The following is a 24,283-nucleotide window of genomic DNA, read 5'->3' as shown; positions in this document are numbered from 1 at the left end:
AGATTAGCACAATGGCCTTATTGGTAACTGACAGGAGTCAGTTTTCACAAAAAAAACATATTTGTGAGAAGTCATATTGTTAATAAAAGCGAGAATTGAACAAGGCACTAAAATCTACAAGCTCTCACTTATATAGCTAACTACCTAGAATTAGATTATATCTAATGTATCTATTATTAGCTCGACAATAAATTTGCCTTAGACAAAAAGATTACATACAATTTTTATATATGTTAGCTAAGAAAAGGGTTCTCGTTGCAGAGGACGAACCAACATTGAACGACATCTACGTGGAAACCTTTGAGTCATTTGGTTACGAAACCATTGGCGTAAAAGACGGTGAGATGGCCCTAGACTATACAAAACACAACCCTGTTGATTTCGTGATCACTGACTTAAAAATGCCAAAAATGGATGGACTTAAGCTCTTAGAAGAGATTCGCAAGCTTAATGCTCAAGCACCACCTGTTTTAATTATCACGGGCTTCATCGATGAGCTAAATGCAAAAAGGGCCAAAGAACTTGGTGCAGTTGACCTGATTACAAAACCTTTTGATTTCGACAAGGTCATTCTCTATATCGAAGAGAAACTAGGCCAACAAGAAAATGCCTAAATTCTCCATTCTTTTGAAAGCTCTCCTATTCTCTTCTTAAATAGGAAAGACAGAATCATTGAGACGATTGTCAGTCCAATCGCTAACCCGGCCCATAGGCCAGCGGCCTCCATTCCATGACTATAGCTAAGGTAGACTCCGACAGGAATTGCAATTAGCCAATAACCAAAAAATGAATAAAGCATTGGCTGTTTACTCATCCCAAGACCTCTTAAAATTCCCCACAAGGCAACTTGTAGGCCATCAGGGATTTGAAAGAGTGCTACATATAAGAAAAGTCCCGAACCATATAAAACGACGGCCTGATCAGTTGTAAAAAGTCCCATTATGAATTCATGGAAGAAAAAATAGAAAATAGCAGTAAGAACCATATAAGAAACGGCCATAAAGATACATCCGTAAGAATAATTCTTTATCATCTCCATATCTTTTCGTCCTAGAGCATAGCCAACCTTAACTCCTGCCGCTCCATTAATACCAAGCGGAACCATGAAAGTTAAGCCAGCAATTGTTAAAACGATATTATGAGAAGCAGAAGCTACAAGACTCATTCGGCCAATTAAAACCGTTACAGTTGAAAACATTAGAACTTCAATGAAAGTTCCAAGTCCAACAGGAATTCCAAGCCTAATAAGTTCTTTGAACGACTTCTTTCTAAAGTGCGTTTCAATTGGAAGTACACGATAGGCATAAACATAAATGATAATGGCGAGAAGAAAACGTGTTATAACAGTTGCAACGGCCGCTCCCTTGATTCCCATTTCAGGAATAGGGCCGATACCAAACATTAAGCAGTAATTCATAATGAGGTTAACAACATTCATAATGATGATTAGAGAATTTGAAAAAATTGTTTTATCAAAGGCCTGAAGATATTCCTTAATCATTTGAAAAATCAGGGCCGGAATAATAGAGATATTAACCCAATATAGATAAGTTTTTACAAGTGGAACAATCTCTTTATTTAAACCAATATGATCAACGAAATATGTAAAGATATAAAGGGCCGTACAAATAACACTTCCTAAAAGAAGCGCTAAGGTCATTCCACTTCCCCATACACCATTTTCATGAGGATTAGTATCTTCTCCACGCATCCTCGCTGTAACAGCACTAACAGAAAACAGAGTTGAAATTCCAATCATAATAAACGGAGATAAAATTCCTGCCGCAACACCAATGGAAGCAACTGCTGACGTAGAATAACGTCCGGCCACAAAAATATCACCAACGTTAAAAAGCATCTGACCAACTTGGCCGATAACAAGTGGAATTGTAAAATAAATGAGTTCTTTGAGTCTCTTTCTCGTTGTTGCAACTACCATACTAGTTAGAGGTTATACCTCAATTTTTTAATAGATGGCATATAAAAATTGTAACCAAATATACTTTAAATCCCGGCCATAAATTCGTAATATATGATCATAAAGGAGTGCTTGTGAAAATTATATCAAATGCAGCGGAAGCTTTATCAATAGTCTATTCTAACTCAAATATTTTTATTCACGGTGGAGACTCAACACCACAGGCATTAATCAATGGCCTACTTGAAAATGCTCACAAACTAAAAAATGTAACCCTTACTCACCTACACACTCATGGTGATGCAAAGTATGCAAATGAAGAATATTGTGACAATTTTAAAATTATCAATCTCTTTGTAGGTGGAAATGTTAGAAAGCATATTGACTACCAAAGAGTCGACTACCTACCATGTTTTTTATCTGAAATTCCAAACCTATTTCGTAGCGGAAGAATCCCACTAGACTTCGCTCTTATTCATGTAAGTCCACCTGATCAACATGGCCATTGTACTCTAGGAACTTCGGTTGATGTTGCTAAGGCAGCAGTAAGTAGTGCCAAAGTAGTTATCGCCCAGATCAACCCAAATATGCCTCGAGTTCATGGTGATGGATTTATCCATATTAATGATATCGACTATGCTATTGAAATCGATGAAAAGATAGTTGGTCAACAAGAGGTTTTCTTGAGTGATGAGGACCTGAAAATTGGTCAGTTGACTTCGACACTTATTGAAGATGGCTCTACTCTACAAATGGGCATAGGCTCAATACCAGATGCAGTTTTGACAAGCCTGAAGAATCATAAGAACCTTGGTATCCACACAGAGATGTGGTCAAACGGAGCTCTTGATCTCATAAAAAGTGGTGCCGTAAATAACTCTCTAAAAAATGTTCACCGAGGGAAAACTGTTAGTGCCTTTATTGTTGGAGGCCAAGATGTACATGACTTTATTAATGACAACCCAAGTGTCATCCAGCTAGAAGCTGATTACGTAAATAATCCAAGCATCATTAAAAGAAATCCAAAAGTTTGTGCTATTAATAGTGCCGTAGAAATTGATCTTACGGGACAAGTTTGTGCAGACTCTATTGGCCATCATATTATCTCTGGAGTTGGTGGACAAATGGACTTTATGCGAGGAGCCTCTCTTTCTGAAGGTGGAAAGCCAATTATAGTGATCAACTCGCGTAGTGCGAAAGGTTTTCCAAAAATCGTTCCAACTTTAAGATCTGGCGCAGGTGTTGTAACAACACGCTCACATATGCACTACGTGATTACTGAGTATGGAATTGCAGATCTATACGGAAAGAGTCTAAGTCAGAGAGCACAAGAATTAATTAAAATTGCTCATCCAGATGATAGAGAAAACTTAGAAAAGATGTGGCACGAAACGCACTGTAGAAGATAATCTACAGTGCAGCTACTGGGGATTGGCATAATAACTCAACCATGCCACTTCCCTCATATTTTTCTTTTGCAACTTTTAAGTCAACTCTCTTAAATATCATATACGAAATAAATGATCTTAAATTTAATAAGAACGGGTTCTCTTGACCGTGAACAGAAACATATGAATCAGAAATATAGCCTTCATAGATCTCTCTAAAACCTGGCGAGTCGATAACGAGTAGCATGACACAAATTGCGATAGCTTCTTTTCCTTGTTCGACACCTTGATTGATGGCCTGATTCAGCTCTTCAACAGAATCAAATGTTAATTTTGAAATTTCCTTAATTTGATCTGCAAGGAGGTTGATACAATGCTCTCCACAAGTTGTTATGAACTCTTCTTTAGAGCCAAAATGATAAAGAACCGAAGAAACATTAATCTCGGCCTTCTTTGCAATATCTCTTAGACTCACACCGTAGACGCCATTCTTGGCCATTAAAGGGATCGCAACATTAATCAAGTTCTGCTTAGTCTTATTCATCTAATTGCTACCTTTTGTTAACTTACTGTCAAATCGAATAATTTTCTTGATTCAACTTAGTTAACATGTTAACTATATAGTTAACACGTTAACAAATCTGGAGTTAGAATGTCAATAATAAAGAGTGAATTTGTACAAGAAAGCATTATCGGACGCATGATCCGTACAACTCGAATTCTCGATAAAATGGTATCCGAAGAAGTATCTAACTTTAAATTAACGAAGCCTCAGTTTGATGTTCTTGTCATTCTACACCTAACAGATCAAGAGTCCGTAACGACGACTCAATTAGCAGATGAGCTACTTGTTTCAAAAGCTAATATCACAGGAATCGTTAAAAGACTTGAGGCGGCCAATCTTATTAAGAAGGCCATCGACGAGAATGATACGAGATCAAAGAAGATTACCCTTACTCAAGACGGCCTTGACTTAATTAATAAAGTACTTCCACGCTACTTTAGTATGGGCCAAGAATTGGTATCAAGATTTAGCCAAGAAGAAAAATCTAAACTTCTTTGCCAACTTGGAATGATTGAAGAGTTCTACCAATCGAAGAGATAAAACATCTAAGAATCAAAAAAGAGACATAAAAGACAGGAGAACGACACTCATGAGAAGGATCAAGACCTATATCGCCTTGTTTGGACTGGTCAGTAGCGTAAGTGCTGCTCAGTACAAATTAAGCGAACAATCAGTAGTTGAACTTGCAACGAAAAGAAATGAGAATATTGGGATTGCAAGACAAGAACTAGAACAAGCAAGAGAGTCACTAAGTAGTGCAACCTCTAACTTATTTCCTGTTCTCTCAATATCGGCCGGCGTATCAAAGAGTGATGGTAAGGGAAATATCATGCCACATGGATACGACTGGAACCATAATGCCAGAGTGCAACTAACTCAACCACTATACACTTTTGGAAAGATTTCAAGTGGAGTCGACATTGCGGAATCTGCAAGTCGAATTGGAGAGCTAAAGACAGTTGTCACAAAAGCAGAAGTTGAAAATGTTGCAAGACAGCTCTACTACAGAGTACTCTTTAATCAAGAGCTAGTTAGAATCACAAATGATTCCTATAAGAATGCTGTCAAGAATAAGAAGGCACTTGAGGAACGTGTTTCTTACGGACGAATTTCGAGAAACGACAATATAAAGATGCAAGCAGACCTTGCCAGTCGTAAGCCAAATTGGATTATTGCAAAAAAGAACCTTAAAAATGCAATCCTAGACTTAAAAAACTTTCTAGCATTACAACCTGAAGATAATGTTCAAGTACTAAATGATAATTTCGATGCACAGGATAAAATAGCAACAATACCATCAAATCTAAAGATGCTTGATGAAACTATTGATGTAAAAATTTTAAAAGAAAGTGTTCAGCTTTCAGACTTCACTGTAGATTTTGCAAAAAGTCAGCGATTGCCTGACCTAGGACTATTTGTTGCCTACTCACCTCTTACTTATCGTGAGGATAAACCATTTACAGGTGATATTTCTCACAACCAAAACGATCTCTCATTTGGACTGCAATTTACTTTTGATTGGGACCTTGGTGGAAGCAAGAACTCAGAAGTTGCAATTAAAAGAAGTGATGCAAATATTGCACGTCTAAAATTCAACCAACTGAGAAGAGAAATAAGAACACAATATTTAAAATTTGAGCAAGATTATGAAGGACTACAGGAAAGATTTGAAGCTGAGTCAGAGGCCGTTAAGTTGGCAGCTTCTTCTTATAAAGTAGCTCTTAGTTCATTTAGATCAGGTGGAGTATCTCAACTTCAATTGAATGATAGTGAAATCCAACTTACTCAACATCGCCTAAATCTTGCCCAAACAAAACTTCAACTAAAAGTAACACGTGCAGAAATGGATAGACTTCTGACAAGAACAACGAAGGGAGAGAAATAACGATGAAGCAACTAATCTTCGTTCTAGTCGTAGGCTTACTTTATGCGGGCAGCTTGTACGTAAAAGACCTCGATCTACAAAGAAAAAAAGGAAAAGAGACGGCCACGATGTATACAATTCGTGCTAAGTCGGGAACTCCGGTCAATACAACAAAAGTGACAAGAAGAGCATTCTCTAATTTTGTTATTGTTACTGGTAGTAATATCGGCCCTAAAATTCATGCATCGGTGGCCCCAAAAGTAGCAAATTTAATTCGCCCAGGTGCTCTTGTGAGTATTAGATTAAAAGACAAGAAGATTTACGGGAATGTTGTTTCAGTTGACCCCAAGGCCGATTACCTTTCCGGTCTACATAAGATTATTGTCTCTTTTGCAAATAAGAAGATCCCAACAAACCTCTATATTATGAACATTGAAACTCACAAACTTGAGAATGCTCTAACGGTTAGAAGAGAAGCTGTTTCAGAGCGTGGTGGTTCACATAATGTCTTCATAGTTGATCAAAACAACATTGTTATGAAGCGAAATATTGAAGTCAGCGATAGCAACGAAAACTTCTTTGTTGTGAAAAGTGGTTTAAGTGAAGGCGACACTGTTGTGCTAAGTGATCAGCGTTATCTAAACGATGGCGAAAAAGTTAATATTATCGAAGCACTAGTGGATCAGGATTAAGGAGTTAGAAGATGATTGAAATATTTGTAAAACGACCTGCCACAACAATTATTTTCATTGCTATTTTTATGGTAATGGGACTTGTTTCAATTGGTAATTTAATTATTGAGCCTACCCCTAAAGTAGAGCTCCCTCTTATTACAGTACAAACAATCTACGCTGGTGCTTCACCGGAAGAGATAGAATCTCAAATTCTAAAGAAAATTGAAGATGAAATTTCAGAAGTTTCTCAGATTAAGAAAATCAAATCTGATGCCCGTGATAGTTTTGGAATTGTTATTATTGAATTTGATATTGAAGCTGATGCCAACATCAAGTCAATTGAAGTAAAAGATAAAGTAGAAGCAATTTTAAATGAATTTCCTGATGGAGCCGATCGTCCGATTATTGCAAAATTTGACCCACTCATTCAACCGATTGCAACCCTGGCCCTTTCAAGTACAAAGCATGACCTAACTCAAGTATATGAATATGCCGATAAAAAGCTTAAGTCTCGCCTATCTTCGATTAATGGTGTTGCCTCTGTTGATATCTTTGGAGGACGTGAAAGAGAAATTAATATTGAGCTTGATAATAACCTTCTCATACAAAACTATCTTTCTATTGAAGATGTTCTTGCAGCAATTTCAAGAAAGAACTTAAATATCCCTGGTGGTTCAATAAATACGACAGACTCAAAGATTAGTGTCCGTTTTGTCGGTGAGTTTGCCAATGTTGATGAAATTAGAAATCTAGAAGTAGTTTCACGAGAAGGACAAGTTTTCAGGCTTCAAGAAATCGGTAATGTCTCAGATAGCTTTAAAGAAGTTGAAACAATGGCACGCTTTAATGACAAAGAGGTTGTTGGTTTATCTGTTTTAAAACTTTCAGACGGTGATGCCATCAAAATTGTTAAGAACCTAAAAGGATCACTTGATACAGTTCAAAGTGAACTTCCAGACGGAATGAAACTAGAACTAGTTGTTGATACAACAAGGATTACTCTTGATGACACAAAAGGTACAATTAACTCGATCTTCATGGGGATTGGTTTAACGATCGCTATTCTTCTAACTTTTCTAGGAGACTGGCGAGGTGCTTTAATCGCAAGTATCGTAATTCCAACTTCGATAATCTCAACTCTCTTTCTTATGGATATGTCTTCGTTTTCAATTAACGTTATGACTCTCCTTGCGTTTGGTACATGTCTGGGAACACTTATTGCCAATGCACTTATCATTATTGAAAACGTTTACAAACACCTTAAAATGGGAAAGGATTCTCAATCCGCTGCCATTGACGGTACAAAAGAAGTTTTACTTGCCGTAATGGCCTCTTCTGGAACAAACCTAGTTGTATTTACTCCACTAGCATTTATGGGTGGTATCGTTGGTAAATTCATGCTGCAATTTGGGATGACAGTTGTTTTTGCAACAATCTTCTCTATCTTAGCATCTGTTACATTAACACCAATGCTTTGTGCCCTTCTTCTTAAAGATCCAGATACTCTAAAAGGGCCATTTCCTAAGCTTGCTGGTCTTGTCGATCGCCTTCTTGCATGGGTAACAAAACAATACCGTTGGTTCTTTGATAAATTTATGAATTGGCCAATTACTTCAATCATTGTTCTCATGGCCTTATTCTTTACAATTGTGTATCCAGCAAAACGTGTTGGGAATGAATTCCTGCCAAAATCTGACCGTGATGAGTTTAAGGCGTTTATCCTAATGCCAGATGGTTCACCAGTTGAAAAAACTGCTCAAATTACAAAGCAAGTTGATGAGATCATCAGAAAGTATCCAGAAGTTGTCTCAACTCTTTCGGATATTGGTTATGACGGTGAAGAAAGATCTCGTATTACTGTTAACTTAACGTCTGCAACAAAACGTAAGAGAGACTATAAAGAGATAATGGATGACCTACTTCCTAAAGTATCTAATATACCTGAAGCTGAGATTACTCTTACAGGAGGTAGTCGAAATGCAAGTAATGATGGAGACATCACGATTAACGTAACTGGTGATGACTTTGATAATATGGTTATCGCATCGGAAAAAATGCAAAAGATCATGAAGGACTCTGGTTACTTTAGTTCTATTGAAAGCTCATATCGAATTCCAAAGATGGAAATTCAATTTGTTTCTGAGCCACAAAAAGTTATTCGTCAAAACCTTTCAAGTTCACGCCTTGGTGGAACTATTCGCGCACTTGTAAACGGGAATGATGATGCTGTTTATAAAGAAGATGGTGAGGAGTATGACATTAACGTTACTCTTGCCCCTGAGTTTAAAAGAAATATTTCAGACTTTGATAAATTTCTAATTCACGGAAAGGATGGACTAATTCCTATCTCAAGCCTTGGTAAGGTTCAAGTTGTTGAAGCAACTTCACCACTAAAAAGACGTGACAAGGAAAGAATCATTCAAATTAAGGCCTTCGTTGTAAAAGGTGTCGTTGGTGCGATTATGGGAGACCTAGGTCAAAAGTTTAATCAGGCACAACTTCCAGAAGGGACAAAGTTTATGTTTGCCGGGCAAGCAGAAAGTCAGAAAGAGTCACAAGAAGAAATGGGTAAGGCCTTCATGCTAGCAGTTATCTTAACGTATATGCTACTTGTTGCTATTCTTAACTCATTTGTCTTCCCTGTATCGATTGGTTCAGCAATTCTAACATCATTCCTAGGGTCGTTTTTAATGATGTTCTACACAGAGCAGACTGTAAATATTGGTTCCATGATGGCCATTGTAATGGTTGTTGGCCTAGCAGTTAACAATGCCATTCTCATGATTGAATACACTCAGCAAAAACTAGATGAGGGAATTGAAATTAAGGAAGCTCTGTGGTTGGGAGCACAAGAAAAACTTAAGCCAATCCTTATGACTTCTATTGCTATTATCGCAGGAACTATGCCCCAGCTATTTATGATCGATAAGATGAAGTCGGCCATGGGAGCTGTTTTAATTGGAGGGATGCTGGGTTCAATATTTTTCACTTATACCCTCGTACCAACGATTCACTTACTAATTTACCGAGTAAAGACATGGTTATCTAATCTATTAAATTCAAAAGCTTAAAACACTTAGAAGGCCCCATAAAGGGGCCTTCTTTATGACTCAAAATCAGACATTGTATGTAATTCTTTCATGTTCGAACATATTCACCTCAATAAATGTTATAAGTTCTCATTATTTATTTAGCTCAAATTAAAAGAGAGTAAACTATGAGATCTATTATCCTTACTTCAATCCTATGTTCAGGAATTTGCCAAGCAATGCCAGTACCTTCAAAGGGTGTTGTAAAGTTATCAGATGGGGCCAAGGCAAATTGTAACTCAAAAAAAGACTTGTATAGAAATAAGCTTCAAGCATATCGAATTAAGAATTATAGCTCGCAACAAAATGGCGATAATATTGAGATAACACTTAATATTCAGATGGTTCAATGTAGTGAAACCGACAAAGGCTTTGCTTTTAAAGATCAGAATATATTTGATCTATTTACTTATAAAACATATCGCAATCTTGAAATGGAAGTAAGAACAAAGGGTGCCAATATCCTCTTCTATCAAGATGGAGTTTATAAAAAGCTTTCTCAAGTCAATATCATTGATAATCAAGATCTCTCAAAAATCACGGCAAGCTTCAATGTAAAAGACTTACTAACAAAACAAAAGTACGAGCAGTATCAAAATGGTGAAAATGTAATTACAAGCTTAGACTTTAGCCTAAAACGTCTTATTGAAATATCAGGTAATGATTTTAATGGTATTTATGATCAGAATTACGGTGGATTTAGAATATTCTTGGAAATTAAATAATTAAAAAAGGGCCTCATCTGAGGCCCTTAATATTTGTTTTATTTTTGATTCATACCTTTAAACTTATCTTTAGACATAGTTGAAACATACGCTGAAACATCTTTAATATCTTGATCTGATAGGCCACGAACTTTGGTCCACATCATTGATGTGTTCTTAGTCTTTCTCTTCTTAGTCTTAATTGCAGTCACTTGCTCAATAATATAAGCAGCATCTAGACCTGCAATTCTTGGACCTTTAACAATCGCAAGCTTACCATTTTTAGCCTTTCCCATACCGTCAGCATTGTGGCAAAGAGCACAGTTAACTTTTTTGTAAATTGCTTTACCTTTAGCAGCGTCACCAGCGTATGCACTTACACTTAGCAAAGCAGCAACAACAGTGATTTTAAATAAATTCACAATATATCTCCTTTATATTTATAGCGTAGCTATACTTTATGCAATTATCGTCAAATCGTCAGTAAATTTAAAAGAAAATATACCCCTAGGGCCTTTAATTGAGCTATACTCTCTTGCACGTAGTGACAAGTAAAAGAGAGAGTAAAGAGATGAACACAAGTGTCATAAGCCTCGTTCTAGGAACAATATGCATCGGATTAGCACCCATTTTTGTAAAAAACTTAAGTGGCGATATCTCTCCGAGTATGATTGGAGCACTCCGTTGCGGAATTGCAGGATCAATTCTTCTTATTTACCAACTTCTTATTAAGAAAAATTATATCAAAGATAAACGATTCTATACTATGACGGCCGTCATAGGTTTCTGCTTTGCTATGGACTTATTTTTTTGGCATCGCTCTGTTCACTTAATCGGAGCAGGTATGGCGACAATTCTTGGTAATACCCAAGTGTTTTACTTGCTTTTATTCGGCCTAATCCTCTACAAAGAAAAAATAACTGTAAAAAAGCTATTAGTATTCCTCTTCGCCTTCTTTGGTGTGTTTCTCATTCTGAAGGGCCAAGTACAATTTTACCAATCAGAGGAGTTCTTTTGGGGCGTTCTCTTTGGTCTGATTACAGGCCTGTGCTATTCACTCTATACTACGTCGATAAAGAAAACATCTTTGATAATATTTAAGGCAAAGATTAGTCCTTTAGAAATTATTACTTATTCATCTCTTGTGACAAGCTGCCTTCTACTAATAAGTGCCCAGTTTGAACACGGCCACAATGGATTAAGAGCAGAGCACTTACCTTCAATACTTGGATTGGCCGTACTGTGCCAAATCGTGGGCTGGTCTCTAATCAGCTATGGCCTTAAAACTGCACCCTTATCTGTTTCGGGCCTTATTATTCTACTTCAACCGGTCATTGCTAAGACCCTTAGTATCTTTTTATTTAATGAACCTTTCTCTTCACTTGAAATTGTTGGAGCTTCGATCCTCTTAACTTGTATATATTTAGGAACTCATTTATCGCGTCCAAAAAGAGCTAGAGATATTTCATAAGACATCAAATTTTAGTTAAATTTTTAAGATAATCCTCCGACAGTTATCACATGAATAAAGTATTAATATCATGGGCCGGCAATGATGAAGTAGAATCTTTTTCTCCGTACTGTGCTACAGTCAATAGAATTCTCTCATTTTTAAATATCGACTTTAAATTAAAAGTAGTCCACGTTAATTCTCAAATCCAAGGTGTACCTAATAAACTGAGTAGTCTACCTGCTATCATCGATGGGGATAAGAAAATCCTAGGCATTAGGAATTGTATTAACCACTTCAAGGAGTTACGTGGAGAATCAGACCTCTTCATCTTTACTAGAGACCAGTCAATGCAGGTACAGCTACTACAGGACTGGTGTATTAACTCATTATGGGCAAGTATCGTTTATTTTTCTTATAAAGATACAAGCGGACTTAATGCAATGAAAAAGAAACTAGTAAAGCAGGCTAAATTCGTACAAGATATTGATGAGTCAGCTGATGATATTATTTCTTCTATCAAGGAGGTAATCGTCAATCGAATCTCTGAATATGAAATTTTTCATAAAGACCAAGCAAGTGCCCTAGATTATTTTGATTCACAAATTTCTCATATTGATGAAATACTCGGTACTAAGAATTTTATTTTTGGAAATGAAATTAAGTATATTGATATACTACTCTATTGCCATTTAAATCGAATTCTTATCACTGGACTACCTCCTGCGAATTTAATCAAACAAAAATATCATCGTATCATCAGGTGGCTTCAAAGAGTTGCTGCCCAAACTCGTTCGAAAGATAATATCTACCCAATACACCTAGAAAAGTAGATACAATATTTCTATTTATGACCTTTTTCTATTAAAATTAGATAATAGTTATTAAATGGAGACATTATGAAGAATATTGCCATCATTATGGCCATGGACTCAGAAGCAACACCTCTTCTTGAGAAACTAGGTATCACAGACCAAGACAAGAAACTAGACCCAAACCTACCAATGAAGTTATATCAAACAGAGTTTCACGGGCACAAGATCTCAATTATCATTAGTGGTGAATGTAAGCACCACAAGGTACAAAATGTTGGTACTTCCCCTGCGGTTATCTCTACACTTCTAGCAATTAGAGAGTTAGGAGCAGAGATGATAATCAATGCTGGAACTGCTGGCGGTTTTAGAAAGCGCGGTGCAAAAGTTGGTGATGTCTATACGGTCGATACGACTGTATTTCATGATCGTAGAATCCCAATCCCAGGTTATGAAAGTTACGGAGTTTATAAGACAACTCACGTTATTGCTCAAAAATATGGAAAACTATTAAACTTAAAGACTGCAATTATTTCAACGGGAAATTCACTTGATATGAGTGCAGAAGATGAGAAACGAATTGAGGCAAGCCAAGCTGTACTAAAAGATATGGAAGCAGGAGCTATTGGCTGGGTAGTTGATCAATTTAATACTCCAACACTCTTTTTAAAGTCTGTGACAGACATAGTTGACGGAGAGCATCCAACAGAGGAAGAGTTCTTTGCCAATTTGAGATTAGCATCGGATAATTTAGGTAAGAAATTAATTGAGCTAATCGAAAAAATCTAAGGAGTGATTTATGAAACTACTAGCTGCTATACTTTTTATTCTTCCTGTTTTAGCTGCACCATGCGCTGGCCAAGAAGGTCAATACTGGATCAATAACGATGGAACACAAGGTGGATTCGTTGCCGACACTGCATATGTATCAAAGAATGTTTACATTGGGGAAAATGCACAAGTTTGTGATAAGGCCCAGGTAACAGGTTTTGCAAAAATCACAGGAAACGCAATTATTTCAGACTATGCAAAAGTATGGGGCAATGCTCATGTGTATGAGAATGCACAAGTATACGATGAAGCGTCTGTTTGGGATAATGCTCAAGCTTTTGGTGAATCTCGCATTTACGGATTTGCAGGCCTAAAAGGAAATGTAAAAGTATATGGAAAAGCACGTATGTTTGACGCTACTTACTCTTCAGGTCGTTATTACTAGGGATTAATATGAAAAAAATCTTATTACTTTCACTGTCTCTTTTTGTAATTGTAGGCTGTAAGGAACAAACACAAGTAAAACTTCGTGTTATTGAAACCACTGATCTTCATGGTTATTACAAAGACTACGATTATTATAAGAACGAAGAAAGTAAAAGATTTGGACTTGTAAAGACTGCGACACTTATTAAGAAGTATGCCGCACAAGCAGATAATTATACTTTAATTGATAATGGTGATCTCCTTCAGGGCAATCCTATGGCCGACTTTGTGGCCACGCATGGGAAAGAAGGAGTTCACCCTGCTTTTAAACTAATGAATCATCTTAAGTATGATGTTGGTAATATCGGAAACCATGAATTTAACTACGGCCTAGAATTTCTTGAGGCCTCTCTTAAAGATGCAAAATTTCCATATATTAATGCCAATGTCTATAAAGATGAAAATGGTAAACCAGGTCAAGCCTATTTCAAACAATACGTTATTTTAGAAAAGAAAGTGAAGGACACCAAAGGCCTTCCTCACAAGATTAAAATTGGCTATATTGGCTTTGTTCCGCCACAAATCATGATTTGGGATAAGAACAACCTTGAAGGAAAAGTCGTGGCCCGCGATATTGTTGAAGTCGCAAAAGAATTAACCGCCAAAATGAAAAACGAAGGTGCTGACGTCATTATTGCAATTCCTCACTCAGGTATTAGCACAGACGAATATAAGCTCTACGCGGAAGACTCTGTTTATTACTTAAGCCGTGTGCCTTATATTGATGCCATTGCCTTTGGCCATACACATGCCCTATTCCCTTCTAAAGACTATGAAGGTATCCAAGGTATTGATGCTAAGAAAGGAACAATTAATGGTGTGGCCGCAGTTATGCCTGGAAAATGGGGCTCTCATCTTGGTATTATAGATTTAAAACTAAATTTTGATGGAAGTAAATGGCATGTCATCGATGGCCAATCATCAGTTTATTCAATTTATGACAAAGAGTCAGACACTAGCGTAAAACCAGATCTAGAGCTAACTGAAATCATTGAAGATGACCACAAAAGAACAGTTAAATTGGCCGGCGAAAAAGTCGGATTCTCTAAAGAGAAGTTCTACAGCTTCCTATCACTAATTCAAGACGATGCAGTTACTCAAATTATCTCAAATGCACAAATTGATTATGTAAAAAAAGCAATCCAAGGTGATGCAAACCTTAGTGGCCTTCCAGTCTTATCGGCCGTTGCACCTTTTAAAACGGGAGGGAGAAAGAATGACCCTAATGGTTATACAACTGTAGAAAAGGGAGTTCTTACTTTAAGAAATGCCGCAGACCTATACCTCTACCCTAATATGCTCTATGCTCTTAAACTTACGGGTAAGGAAGTGAGGATGTGGCTTGAGTGTTCGGCGGGAATGTTCGCTCATATCGATCCTAAGTATAGTAAAGACCAGCCACTTATAAATTGGGGTAATTTTCGTTCGTATAACTTCGACATGATTGATGGCCTAACATACGAAATCAATATTACAAAAAGACGTCACTACGATGAAAACTGTAAGGTTTTAAACAAGGATTCATTTAGAATCGAGAATCTAAAGTATCAAGGTAAGGCCGTAAGTGATGGCCAAGAGTTTATTCTTGCTACAAATAGCTTTCGTGCAACAGGTGGAAAATTCCCGGGAGCTAAGAAGTCCAATGTAGTTTTCACCGCACCTGATAGTAATCGCCAAGTTCTTATAAACTACATTAGAAAAGAAACAAATGAGAAAGGCTTTGTGGATGCACGCCCAAATGAAAACTGGAGAATTAAACCAGTTCCAAACGCAGAAAAGCTAAAAGTTTATTTTGAAACATCACCTTCAAAGAAAGCAACAAGGTACATAAGAGAAAACTCGAAGTTTAAGCTTAATCGTATTAAAGAATTAGATGATGAAGGCTTTGCAAAGTACTATATTATCCTCAATTAGACACATCGCTTCCTCTGTATACTAAGGCGTAAGATGCTGATTTTACGCCTTAACGTATTAATCATATGACATTTACACAAAGTTTAGATAAAATCTACGGTCCGAGGATTAAATTCTCAAACGATTTAAAAGGATTTTATATGTCAGTATACGTCAATAGAACATTGAATATGAAAAAGATCAAGGCCATTGGCTTTGATATGGACTACACATTAGTTCGCTATAAAACAGAAGCATTCGAAAAATTTGTTTTTGAATTAGTACTTAAAAAGTTAGTGGATGTAAAAAATTATCCAAAAGAAGTAACAGAATTAAAATTTGATTTTAACCAAGTTATTCAAGGTTTAATTATCGATCGTCTTCGTGGAAATATTCTACAAACAAATCGCTACGGAAAAGTGAAGATTGCCAAGCACGGTACAAAGCCAATGGACTTTCACGATCAAAATGAAATCTACGGAAATAGTATCATTGATCTAAACTCTGATCAGTATCAATCATTGGATACAAACTTCTCTATTTCAAATGGAGCAATGTTTGCAAATCTTGTTGATCTAAAAGACCAAGGAATGAAGCTTCCTGATTACGAAACACTCTCTCATGATATCAAAGAAGTTATTGATATCGCTCACTCTGACAACTCTCTTAAGGGATATGTTGAAGAGCATCTTGAAGACTTCATTATCAAAGATCCAGAAGTAGCAAAACTTCTTGAGAGATTTAAGCGTTTTGGAAAGAAGCTAATTCTTATTACAAATAGTGAATGGACATGGACGAAGAGATTAATGGAATACACAATTAATCCATTCTTAAAAGAACACGAGACTTGGACTGACCTATTTGATATTTCAATCTGTCTTGCGTGTAAGCCAAGATTTTTTAACGTAAGCAATATGTTTCTAGAAATCCAAACGGATACAGGTCTTATGACAAACGCCGAAGGGACACTTGAACAAAACAAGGTTTACCAAGGTGGATGGGCCGGTAAACTACAAAAAGACCTAGGCCTTGAAGGTGAAGAAATCCTTTATCTTGGAGACCATATTTACGGCGACGTTCTAACATTAAAGAAAACATTTAACTGGAGAACAGCACTAATTCTAGACCCACTTGAAGCAGAGATTGAAGCAATCAGACAGTCAACTCCGACACAAGCTCTTATTGATGCAGAGATGGTACAAAAAGAAAAACTAGAGCACGAATTAAATAAGCTTGAACTTCTCAAACATGAAGACCCTGAAAAATATAATAAAGAAGATATAGGTAAGATCTTTGGTGAGATTGATAAAATTAACTCAAAGATTTCACAACACCTGGAAACTTACCGTCGATTCTTTAATCCTCATTGGGGAGAGATGATGAGAGCAGGTCTTGAAGAATCACGCTTTGCTGATCAAGTTGAGAAGTATGCATGTTTCTATATGGCAAAGATCACGGATCTTCTAGAGTACACTCCACGTACTTACTTTAGGCCAAAGAAGAGAATCTTGGCCCACGAAGATTCAACTATGCTTTAAATTTAGATTGTACAAATTGTTGAAAGACTCGGTAGACTTCATCACCGTATCCCCCGGCCATAACCCATGCTTGGGGGATGCCTTTCGACTCAAGTAATTCATACATATAATTATCTCTTTCAAGGCATTCTTCTAAAGTTAACTGAATTCCCTTCGCGCTTTCCAATATATCTTTTTCATAAACATCCGCACCTTGAACGACAATACAAAGATCATAATCATCTTTAACAAAGATTCCTATCTGCTTAAGCTTCTCTAGGTAGTTATCTTCGGGTGTTACCGGAATATCAAGAGTACTTGGAATATAGCTAGAGTTTGTTTTGTCAGGATTATCAAGAGGCCAACCATCTTTCATATGAATTGAGACACAGTCTATTGATTCATCATTGGCCACAATTTGTGCCGTTCCATCACCTTTGTGTGCATCCATATCCACAACAAGGCACTTCCCTAAACCTTTTTCTTTTTGAAGCTTTCTAATAGCAATTACAATATCATTAAACATACAAAAGCCACCTGGCCCATCACTCTTTGCATGGTGCATGCCTCCACCTAAGTGATACGAAAAACCAGATTCAAGAGCGTTACAAGCAGCAAGAAATGTTCCTTCACAATGAGAAAGAGCACGATTGACGAAATCACTTAATGGTTTTGTTGCGGCCGTTGGTTCATAACGATGGTAACTTCCATCATCATTAATAAGCTCATAGGCTTCAAGGACAAGTCCAGTGGGATCAAGCTTTGTACGTGCACAGAAATCACGTTCATGAACAAGAGCAAGGTCGCTTAAGAAAAAATGAGTTAATCTTCTTCTCTCAAGAAAAGGAGAATTCTTAAATTCTTTTAAAATTTTTGTCACTCTTTCATCTTTTAAAGGAACACCAATACCGTAATCAGTATAGCTTCCAAGGGACTCTTCCATGTAATAGAGTCGACTTTTTTCTAGATGGTATTTCATAATCATTCCTTTATTAATGAAACTTAGCTTGCTTGATTATCCTAATATTATATAGTTATACCTTAAAATCGCCTGTAAATCTTACAAATTTAAGAATGAGACAAGGCCCTTTGCTATAGTAATCTATTAGCTCTGCTATAAGTATATGATTTATTTGGGAGATTAAATTTCATGACAAATAGGACGATCTGGCTTCGCCATGAAACTAAACCATTTGAGCAGCGTAGTGCTCTAACACCTCAAGCGGCCTTAAAACTAAAGGAGCTTGGTCATGAAGTAATTATTGAACGCTCACCAAACCGTATCTTTAAAGACGAAGAATTTGAGGCCGTTGGACTTAAGATGATGCCTACAAATTCATGGATAAACTTCGCACCAGCAAATGCTTTTATCCTTGGACTAAAAGAGCTTGATACTCACGACTTTCCTCTAACTCACCGTCATATTCACTTTGCTCACGTTTATAAAAATCAAGTAGGCTCAAAAGAAATGCTTGACCGTTTCATTCAAGGAGATGGAAAGCTATACGACCTTGAATACCTCACTGATAGCAATGGAAAAAGAATTGCTGCCTTTGGAAAGTGGGCCGGTTTTGTTGGAGCAGCTCTGGGACTTAAGAACTGGATCTGCCAGCAACAAGGAACTGATTTTAATGAATGTGCACCACTTCGCTCGTATTCATCTCAGCATGATCTTATAAACGAATTATGTAAAGAACTTGACGAACTTGGCTCAAGACCAAGAGTTCTAGTCATTGGAATTAAAGGACGTTGCGGACGTGGAGCAAAAGAGCTTCTAGATGCTGTTGGAGTCGAGATGGCCGGCTGGGGAAGGGCCGATACGAAAGTCGCTAGGCCAATAAAGCAGATTCTTGACTACGATATACTCGTTAATTGTACATTAAATAAAAAACCAGCAGAGCCATTTCTAAATTTAGATATACTAATGAATGAAAGAAATCTTTCTGTAATTTCTGATGTTAGCTGTGATCCTACTGGGCCATGTAATCCACTTCCTATATATCCAGATATTACAACGATCGATAAACCGACTTTCAAAGTTGAAAAATTAAATCAACTTCTCGAAGTTACGGCCATTGACCACTTACCTTCACTTCTTCCAAGAGAAAGTACAGAGGAGTATGTTGAGCAACTACTACCTTATCTAATTGATTTACTTAATGGTGATATTGAAGGCTCTCCATGGGAGAATGCTCTAGAAACTTTCTATCAAAAAACAATTGAACTAGGTTTAGAAAAGAGATTAGTCGATGGGCCTCAATTACTGATGTAATTTTCGATCGCTCTCACTTCATCGTAATTTTCATAATTCTCGTATTTCTCATACCCTTTAATAAGGTATTGGCACTTCTTTAAACAAAGCTGTGATAGCGCTTCTATTCTTTCTTGCGAAAGCTGGCGATTTGCCTTGGTCCAGGCCATGGCCTTAACTCTCCAGTAGTCCATCGCAAAGAATTTAAATGACAATTGATCATCATGTCCAGCATGCTTAATAACAAGGTCCTCAACTATGAAACCAATCTCATATAGAGACGTTATCTTAAGCCAAAGGTCGTAGTCTTCACAAACAACAAAATCTTCATTAAAGCCACCCATCTCTTCAAATAAGCTACGCTCCATTAAGACACTTGATGGTGAGATCACACAGTTTTTTAATGAGCGAATAAACATATCCCCTCCAACTTTCTGATGAGCTTTCCTTTGTTTTACAACCTCACCATCTCTTAGCCAATGCTCTCCTGTATGGCACAGACGTAGCTTAGAGCTTTCTAGTAGATTTAGCTGATGTTGAAGTTTATTCTCTCTCCACTCATCATCTGAGTCAAGAAATGCAATATAGCTTCCAGATGATTGGATGACGCCAAGGTTACGAGCTGCAGAGACTCCCCGATTTTCTTGAAAGATATATTTAAGACGCTCATCTGAAAAAGAATCGACGATAGCTTTTGTATTATCACTAGAGCCATCATCAACAATGATCAGCTCAAAACTTTGAAAACTTTGTTTTAAAACAGAGTCAATTGCACGGGCCAAGAAATTGGCCCGATTGTATGTAGGAATGATGACACTAACTAACACTATTAATGATACCTTCCAGCATCTCTTTGGTTACCTTTTTTTCAAGAGAATTTAGAACTCCATCTAGCTGATCATGATTTCTAGCACCACAAAGAATAGTACTTAGCTCATCATGAGAAAGATTAAAATGAATTGCAAAGTCTAATCCGCTAAGCCCATGCTCTTCAAGTGCCGGCTGCATTCTTGCAACAATATCATAGCGACTGTCTTTATCCATGGCCTTCCACCATGGTGCCCATGAGCGGCAATCACTTTTGTCAAACTTACGATCTTTTGTCACTCTTCCAGTAAGAATCCCCTTATCAAGTGTTCCCCAACTCATGAAGCTTATGTCTTCACTTTTTACAATTGGAAAGATGTCATTTTTTACGTCTTGTTCAAAGAAGTTAAATTGAGATTGAATCACTTCGATCTTATCAATTTCAGAAGCTAACTTAAACTCTTCAGGTGTTGTATTACATAATCCAATATGCTTAATTTTCCCTTCATGCTTGGCCTTCGCAATGACCTCAAGTGTTTTTCTAATATCCACTTTTTCATCAGGCCAGTGAACCATATACAGATCAATATAGTCTGTATTTAAGTCCCTAAGAGACTGCTCAATCATTTTTTTAGTGACAACTGGATCATTAGTCATATCCACGCGTTTATTCTCATGCCAAGTCACACCAGACTTAGAGACAATAAAAACTTTTTCACGGTTATTCTTAAATGCTTCACCAATTCTCTTTTCACTCTCACCAAAACCGTAAATAGGTGCAGTATCGAAGATCTTAACTCCACGATCAAAGGCGTACTGAAGAAGACTAATTGAATCCTCTTTACTAATATCACCAAATCCATAACCTGCGCCCTCTCCTGAGATGCTGGCGCCACCAAATGCAAATTGTCCAAATTGATCTAATATTTTCATAAGTCATGAATATCTATTTCGCCTAAATGCGTAAAGACTTGACGCACCGACAAGATAAGCGTTATCTCCTACTTATGGATTTACTTGTATTTGCCCACCGCGGCGAGGCCCAAACATTTTTAAAAGAGATGGATCTTAAGTCCCATCCTGAATTTAACGATCTTTATCTAAGTGGTGATAAAAGTTTAGGTTTAGTCCTAACAGGAGAAGGCCCACAGAATGTAATGATGGCACTAACCTATGCGATGGGCCTTCTAAAAACACAAGGAATAAAGCTAAATCAGCTCATTAATCTTGGAATCTGTGCTTCTTTTAATAAAGAACTTCGACTAGGTGAAATATTTGAGATTAGAACCATCTATGGACAAGGTGAATTTAAAAGCTTTCAGTGCCTTTGCGAATCTTCAAAGTTAGATCTAATTACTGCAAATGAACGAATTCTTGATTCAAAGCTTGCAAACTCACTTTCTCATTTTGCACCACTTGCTGATCGTGAGGCCTGGGCCATTGGGTTAGTGTCAAAAAAATTCCAGATTCCTTTAAGAGCTTTTAAATTAATCTCTGATCACGTTACAGATGCACCAATTTGTGAATATATAAAAGAACATGCACAGGACTATTCGCAAGAGTTGTATCGCTACTTTTTAACTTCTGTTTCGAAAAAAGAGAAGCCACCCAATGCAGATCTTTCTTTTCTTGATGATAAAAACTTTTACTTTACTCTTTCTCTAGAGCGCGAAGTTACAAACTTAATAAAGCAAATCCTAGTAAAGTATGAAATGAATCAGGAAGAACTTTTAAACTTAAGTGCTATAAAAGATATTAAGGCCCATGAAGTAACTCCAAAGAAGAAGGCCTTAGAGCTTAGAGACTTCTTGAAAGAAAAGCTCTATCCAACTCGAACAAAAATAATTAAACAACTTGATAACTTTGTTAAAGATACAGGCCTAGAAAAAAATGAGCTAACTTACGATCCTTCACTGGAGAAAGTTATCCTCTTTATACGATCAAAAATAACTTCTGAAACAGAACTCATGAGTATTCAAAAGAAACTTTCAAAGATTGATTGGAATAGATTTAATTCTCTCATGAATGGAGAAGAACTTTGAAAATAGAGAAGATCTTTATTGAAGACTCAATCAAGGATACCTTGATCTCAAGTCAGCTTCCTCTTAAGTTTCCAAAAGCACAAATTGAAATTATTTCTAACTATGCAGATATTTGGGGCAGAGTAAAAAAACCTTACTTACAAAAGAGAGACTCACTAAACCTCTTTATTGCTAGAAAGCAAGGCCAACTCATAAAAGAGGCCCCTAATGCTTACGGTATCTCCGGAGAGCCACACTACTATTTTATTCACGCGTACAATTGTATTTATGAGTGTGACTACTGCTATCTGCAAGGGTATTTCAATACTCCAGATCTAGTGCTCTTTGTAAATCATCAAGAGATTATTAGTGAAATGCAGAAGCTGGCAGATAAGTCGGATGAAAATATGTGGTTTCATGCGGGAGAATTTAGTGACTCTCTTGCCCTGACCCACCTTACTGGTGAGCTAAATTTCTATCACGAGTTTACGAAGAAAAATCCTCACTGCTATATTGAGCTAAGAACAAAATCCGCAAATATTAAAGAGCTTCTAAAGCTTGCACCACTGCCAAATTTTATTACATCATTTTCTCTTTCACCAAAGAATAAGATTAAGTCTCATGACCTTAAGACTCCGAGTCTCTCGGCCCGTCTTAAGGCCATTAAACGCCTTTATGAAGCTGGTCACCCTATTGGTATTCACTTTGATCCAGTGATTCACAGTGAGGATTTTGAGAGTGAATATCAAGAGCTAATTAATGAGTTATGTGAAGTCATCCCCTTAAGTAAAGTTGAGTATATTTCCATTGGTGTTGTACGCTTTACCAAAGATGTTTATTCACAAGTAAAGAAGAACTACCCACAAACAACTTACTTTCACTCTGAATTAACCAAGGGTGAAGACGGAAAAATTCGCTATCCAAGACCAATGAGAATGTGGATTTTGGGCAAGATAAAAGACCTCTGTCTAAGAGCAGGTGCATCTGAAAAGAGTACCTATCTCTGTATGGAAGAGTAGTTACTCGTCTAAGTATTCTGGAAAATTAAGATAGAGAATCTCAATGACAGAAGAAGAAAAGCCGCGCTGCCTTTCCCGATAATTACGATAAAATTCGCCAGGGTTTACGATTTTAGCATTCTTTGCCGATGCCTGTTCAAAACCTGTTTGAGATGTGGACATCTCATCATAGATTGACTCAAGCTCAGAAAAGTACTCACTATCTTTGTTTGATAAACTCCCTACGGCCTTTAAGAGAGTTAAAGACACTAGGATATTATCTTGTAGGCTATCTATTTCTAGACTAGAAACAAGTTTATTAACTGTGCTATCAATTATCTGGGCCCTTTGAGCTTGTGTAATTCTATCTTCACTCGACATTTCAATAATAGTCTCAAATAGCACTGTAATATTAGACTGGCGACAAATTAGAGGTGCTCGCATAATCGTGGCCATATCCTCTTCACTTATCTCATCAACACTATCAAGGGCCTCTTGAGCAAGTTCAGGAAAATTCCTGGCCATCGCTCTCCCATCATTACCAACGAACTGATCGAGAACTCCACTAACAAGATTAGCGATATTACTCTCTTGTGCATAATAGCCCGAATTAGGGTCAATGATTTGTGTCGGTGGCATCACGGAATTATAAGCCTGCTCACAGTCAGAATTACTCTTCTTTAGGTCTTCAATATTAGCACTTAGCTCTGAAAAGGCCCCTCCATCTGGGCCAAAATTACTCAATACCACAACCTGGTCATCAGACCTCTTATAGTCTGCTTGTTCATGGAATTGCTTTCGTGGAACGAATTTCTTCTTAGGTAGTGCGCGATCTGTAAACGTTATTGATGAGCTCTGAGAATATTGTTCTCTCAAGGCCTCAGGATGGTATTGCTCATTATAATATGTGTAGAAATAGTAACCGAGGGCCATTAAGACCAAGACTGATAAAAACAATAATATTCGTTTTTTCAAATCTCTTCCCTCAAAAAAGTTCTAACTATCTAGAATTACATTTAATAATAAGTATATGATAACGATATTCCGCTGCTATGTCCAAATAACTTTGGTTTTT

Annotated in this window: 23 protein-coding genes; 16 read left to right on the top strand and 7 right to left on the bottom strand. The window is 37.0% G+C overall.

Annotated elements, in window-relative coordinates; translation table 11 throughout:
- Positions 1 to 230: 230 nt before the first annotated feature.
- Positions 231 to 614 (top strand): response regulator, encoded by a 384-nt coding sequence (locus M902_RS04250; RefSeq protein WP_021266499.1) that lies wholly within the window; start codon positions 231 to 233, stop codon positions 612 to 614.
- On the opposite strand, the gene M902_RS04245 is transcribed toward M902_RS04250, so the two are convergent.
- Positions 611 to 1,939, bottom strand: coding sequence for an MATE family efflux transporter (locus M902_RS04245; RefSeq protein ID WP_021265857.1), 1,329 nt, complete (start codon positions 1,937 to 1,939; stop codon positions 611 to 613). The two genes, M902_RS04250 and M902_RS04245, sit on opposite strands and share 4 nt — an antisense overlap.
- A 113-nt stretch (positions 1,940 to 2,052) precedes the next feature.
- On the opposite strand from M902_RS04245, the gene M902_RS04240 reads away from it, so the two are divergent.
- Positions 2,053 to 3,327, top strand: a complete 1,275-nt coding sequence (locus M902_RS04240; RefSeq protein ID WP_021265974.1) for an acetyl-CoA hydrolase/transferase family protein — start codon at positions 2,053 to 2,055, stop codon at positions 3,325 to 3,327.
- Position 3,328: 1 nt separating this feature from the next.
- On the opposite strand, the gene M902_RS15735 is transcribed toward M902_RS04240, so the two are convergent.
- A complete protein-coding gene (locus tag M902_RS15735; RefSeq protein WP_021266395.1) occupies positions 3,329 to 3,850 on the bottom strand; it encodes a TetR/AcrR family transcriptional regulator in 522 nt (173 codons plus the stop codon).
- 108 nt (positions 3,851 to 3,958) lie between these two features.
- On the opposite strand from M902_RS15735, the gene M902_RS04230 reads away from it, so the two are divergent.
- The 5 genes from M902_RS04230 (at position 3,959) to M902_RS04210 (ending at position 10,223) form a co-directional block, all read left to right on the top strand.
- Positions 3,959 to 4,411, top strand: coding sequence for a MarR family winged helix-turn-helix transcriptional regulator (locus M902_RS04230; RefSeq protein ID WP_021265740.1), 453 nt, complete (start codon positions 3,959 to 3,961; stop codon positions 4,409 to 4,411).
- 49 nt (positions 4,412 to 4,460) lie between these two features.
- Positions 4,461 to 5,756: a TolC family protein gene (locus M902_RS04225; protein WP_021265856.1), complete on the top strand. Its 1,296-nt coding sequence runs from the start codon at positions 4,461 to 4,463 to the stop codon at positions 5,754 to 5,756.
- A gap of 2 nt (positions 5,757 to 5,758) precedes the next feature.
- Positions 5,759 to 6,427, top strand: a complete 669-nt coding sequence (locus M902_RS04220) for an efflux RND transporter periplasmic adaptor subunit (protein ID WP_021265726.1) — start codon at positions 5,759 to 5,761, stop codon at positions 6,425 to 6,427.
- A gap of 11 nt (positions 6,428 to 6,438) precedes the next feature.
- Positions 6,439 to 9,480, top strand: coding sequence for an efflux RND transporter permease subunit (locus tag M902_RS04215; RefSeq protein ID WP_021266086.1), 3,042 nt, complete (start codon positions 6,439 to 6,441; stop codon positions 9,478 to 9,480).
- A gap of 146 nt (positions 9,481 to 9,626) precedes the next feature.
- The gene (locus tag M902_RS04210; protein ID WP_021266063.1) at positions 9,627 to 10,223 is read left to right on the top strand and encodes a hypothetical protein; all 597 of its coding nucleotides are present in this window, start codon (positions 9,627 to 9,629) and stop codon (positions 10,221 to 10,223) included.
- Between the two features lie 38 nt (positions 10,224 to 10,261).
- Here M902_RS04210 and M902_RS04205 read toward each other — a convergent pair whose 3' ends face one another.
- On the bottom strand, positions 10,262 to 10,624 hold the full coding sequence (locus M902_RS04205) for a c-type cytochrome (protein ID WP_021266403.1): 363 nt from the start codon (positions 10,622 to 10,624) through the stop codon (positions 10,262 to 10,264).
- A gap of 149 nt (positions 10,625 to 10,773) precedes the next feature.
- On the opposite strand from M902_RS04205, the gene M902_RS04200 reads away from it, so the two are divergent.
- From M902_RS04200 to M902_RS04175, 6 genes are all read left to right on the top strand, one after another.
- On the top strand, positions 10,774 to 11,673 hold the full coding sequence (locus M902_RS04200) for a DMT family transporter (protein WP_040313869.1): 900 nt from the start codon (positions 10,774 to 10,776) through the stop codon (positions 11,671 to 11,673).
- Between the two features lie 50 nt (positions 11,674 to 11,723).
- A complete protein-coding gene (locus M902_RS04195) occupies positions 11,724 to 12,485 on the top strand; it encodes a glutathione S-transferase C-terminal domain-containing protein (protein ID WP_021266460.1) in 762 nt (253 codons plus the stop codon).
- Between the two features lie 66 nt (positions 12,486 to 12,551).
- A complete protein-coding gene (locus M902_RS04190; RefSeq protein ID WP_021265944.1) occupies positions 12,552 to 13,253 on the top strand; it encodes a phosphorylase family protein in 702 nt (233 codons plus the stop codon).
- 10 nt (positions 13,254 to 13,263) lie between these two features.
- Positions 13,264 to 13,680: a hypothetical protein gene (locus M902_RS04185; RefSeq protein WP_021266110.1), complete on the top strand. Its 417-nt coding sequence runs from the start codon at positions 13,264 to 13,266 to the stop codon at positions 13,678 to 13,680.
- A gap of 8 nt (positions 13,681 to 13,688) precedes the next feature.
- Positions 13,689 to 15,635 (top strand): bifunctional 2',3'-cyclic-nucleotide 2'-phosphodiesterase/3'-nucleotidase, encoded by a 1,947-nt coding sequence (locus M902_RS04180; protein ID WP_021265989.1) that lies wholly within the window; start codon positions 13,689 to 13,691, stop codon positions 15,633 to 15,635.
- A gap of 140 nt (positions 15,636 to 15,775) precedes the next feature.
- Complete coding sequence (locus M902_RS04175; RefSeq protein ID WP_021266178.1) at positions 15,776 to 17,152, top strand: HAD-IG family 5'-nucleotidase; 1,377 nt, start codon at positions 15,776 to 15,778, stop codon at positions 17,150 to 17,152.
- Here the strand turns inward: M902_RS04175 and M902_RS04170 are convergent.
- On the bottom strand, positions 17,142 to 18,110 hold the full coding sequence (locus M902_RS04170; RefSeq protein WP_021266308.1) for a histone deacetylase family protein: 969 nt from the start codon (positions 18,108 to 18,110) through the stop codon (positions 17,142 to 17,144). The genes M902_RS04175 and M902_RS04170 overlap by 11 nt on opposite strands.
- Before the next feature lie 171 nt (positions 18,111 to 18,281).
- Between M902_RS04170 and M902_RS04165 the strand changes: the two genes are divergently transcribed.
- On the top strand, positions 18,282 to 19,403 hold the full coding sequence (locus tag M902_RS04165) for a saccharopine dehydrogenase (protein WP_021266351.1): 1,122 nt from the start codon (positions 18,282 to 18,284) through the stop codon (positions 19,401 to 19,403).
- Here M902_RS04165 and M902_RS04160 read toward each other — a convergent pair.
- Together M902_RS04160 and M902_RS04155 are read right to left on the bottom strand one after the other, a co-directional pair.
- The gene (locus tag M902_RS04160; protein ID WP_021266465.1) at positions 19,388 to 20,209 is read right to left on the bottom strand and encodes a glycosyltransferase; all 822 of its coding nucleotides are present in this window, start codon (positions 20,207 to 20,209) and stop codon (positions 19,388 to 19,390) included. The genes M902_RS04165 and M902_RS04160 overlap by 16 nt on opposite strands.
- Positions 20,199 to 21,122, bottom strand: coding sequence for an aldo/keto reductase (locus tag M902_RS04155; protein ID WP_021265712.1), 924 nt, complete (start codon positions 21,120 to 21,122; stop codon positions 20,199 to 20,201). Before M902_RS04155 ends, M902_RS04160 begins: the two co-directional genes overlap by 11 nt.
- A gap of 74 nt (positions 21,123 to 21,196) precedes the next feature.
- Between M902_RS04155 and M902_RS04150 the strand changes: the two genes are divergently transcribed.
- Together M902_RS04150 and M902_RS04145 are read left to right on the top strand one after the other, a co-directional pair.
- Positions 21,197 to 22,231: a hypothetical protein gene (locus M902_RS04150; RefSeq protein ID WP_021266073.1), complete on the top strand. Its 1,035-nt coding sequence runs from the start codon at positions 21,197 to 21,199 to the stop codon at positions 22,229 to 22,231.
- Positions 22,228 to 23,229 (top strand): radical SAM protein, encoded by a 1,002-nt coding sequence (locus M902_RS04145; protein WP_021266133.1) that lies wholly within the window; start codon positions 22,228 to 22,230, stop codon positions 23,227 to 23,229. The genes M902_RS04150 and M902_RS04145 overlap by 4 nt, the downstream gene beginning before the upstream one ends.
- Here M902_RS04145 and M902_RS04140 read toward each other — a convergent pair whose 3' ends face one another.
- Positions 23,230 to 24,183: a hypothetical protein gene (locus tag M902_RS04140; protein ID WP_156979711.1), complete on the bottom strand. Its 954-nt coding sequence runs from the start codon at positions 24,181 to 24,183 to the stop codon at positions 23,230 to 23,232. It lies immediately after the preceding gene.
- Positions 24,184 to 24,283: the final 100 nt, after the last annotated feature.

It is taken from the genome of Bacteriovorax sp. BAL6_X (genome assembly GCF_000443995.1).
GTDB lineage: Bacteria > Bdellovibrionota > Bacteriovoracia > Bacteriovoracales > Bacteriovoracaceae > Halobacteriovorax_A.
The sequence above is the reverse complement of the archived record's forward strand: the minus strand, read 5'-3'. Positions and strand labels throughout refer to the sequence as shown.

Excerpts from the sequence above, each read along its gene's own strand:
- M902_RS04210 (WP_021266063.1), top strand. The coding sequence starts at position 9,627 with ATGAGATCTATTATCCTTACTTCAATCCTATGTTCAGGAATTTGCCAA.
- M902_RS04225 (WP_021265856.1), top strand. The coding sequence starts at position 4,461 with ATGAGAAGGATCAAGACCTATATCGCCTTGTTTGGACTGGTCAGTAGC.
- M902_RS04165 (WP_021266351.1), top strand. The coding sequence starts at position 18,282 with ATGACAAATAGGACGATCTGGCTTCGCCATGAAACTAAACCATTTGAG.
- M902_RS04220 (WP_021265726.1), top strand. The coding sequence starts at position 5,759 with ATGAAGCAACTAATCTTCGTTCTAGTCGTAGGCTTACTTTATGCGGGC.
- M902_RS04175 (WP_021266178.1), top strand. The coding sequence starts at position 15,776 with ATGTCAGTATACGTCAATAGAACATTGAATATGAAAAAGATCAAGGCC.
- M902_RS04250 (WP_021266499.1), top strand. The coding sequence starts at position 231 with ATGTTAGCTAAGAAAAGGGTTCTCGTTGCAGAGGACGAACCAACATTG.
- M902_RS04150 (WP_021266073.1), top strand. The coding sequence starts at position 21,197 with ATGGATTTACTTGTATTTGCCCACCGCGGCGAGGCCCAAACATTTTTA.
- M902_RS04245 (WP_021265857.1), bottom strand. The coding sequence starts at position 1,939 with ATGGTAGTTGCAACAACGAGAAAGAGACTCAAAGAACTCATTTATTTT.
- M902_RS04170 (WP_021266308.1), bottom strand. The coding sequence starts at position 18,110 with ATGAAATACCATCTAGAAAAAAGTCGACTCTATTACATGGAAGAGTCC.
- M902_RS04185 (WP_021266110.1), top strand. The coding sequence starts at position 13,264 with ATGAAACTACTAGCTGCTATACTTTTTATTCTTCCTGTTTTAGCTGCA.
- M902_RS04200 (WP_040313869.1), top strand. The coding sequence starts at position 10,774 with ATGAACACAAGTGTCATAAGCCTCGTTCTAGGAACAATATGCATCGGA.
- M902_RS04190 (WP_021265944.1), top strand. The coding sequence starts at position 12,552 with ATGAAGAATATTGCCATCATTATGGCCATGGACTCAGAAGCAACACCT.
- M902_RS04180 (WP_021265989.1), top strand. The coding sequence starts at position 13,689 with ATGAAAAAAATCTTATTACTTTCACTGTCTCTTTTTGTAATTGTAGGC.
- M902_RS04195 (WP_021266460.1), top strand. The coding sequence starts at position 11,724 with ATGAATAAAGTATTAATATCATGGGCCGGCAATGATGAAGTAGAATCT.
- M902_RS04230 (WP_021265740.1), top strand. The coding sequence starts at position 3,959 with ATGTCAATAATAAAGAGTGAATTTGTACAAGAAAGCATTATCGGACGC.
- M902_RS04215 (WP_021266086.1), top strand. The coding sequence starts at position 6,439 with ATGATTGAAATATTTGTAAAACGACCTGCCACAACAATTATTTTCATT.
- M902_RS04155 (WP_021265712.1), bottom strand. The coding sequence starts at position 21,122 with ATGAAAATATTAGATCAATTTGGACAATTTGCATTTGGTGGCGCCAGC.
- M902_RS15735 (WP_021266395.1), bottom strand. The coding sequence starts at position 3,850 with ATGAATAAGACTAAGCAGAACTTGATTAATGTTGCGATCCCTTTAATG.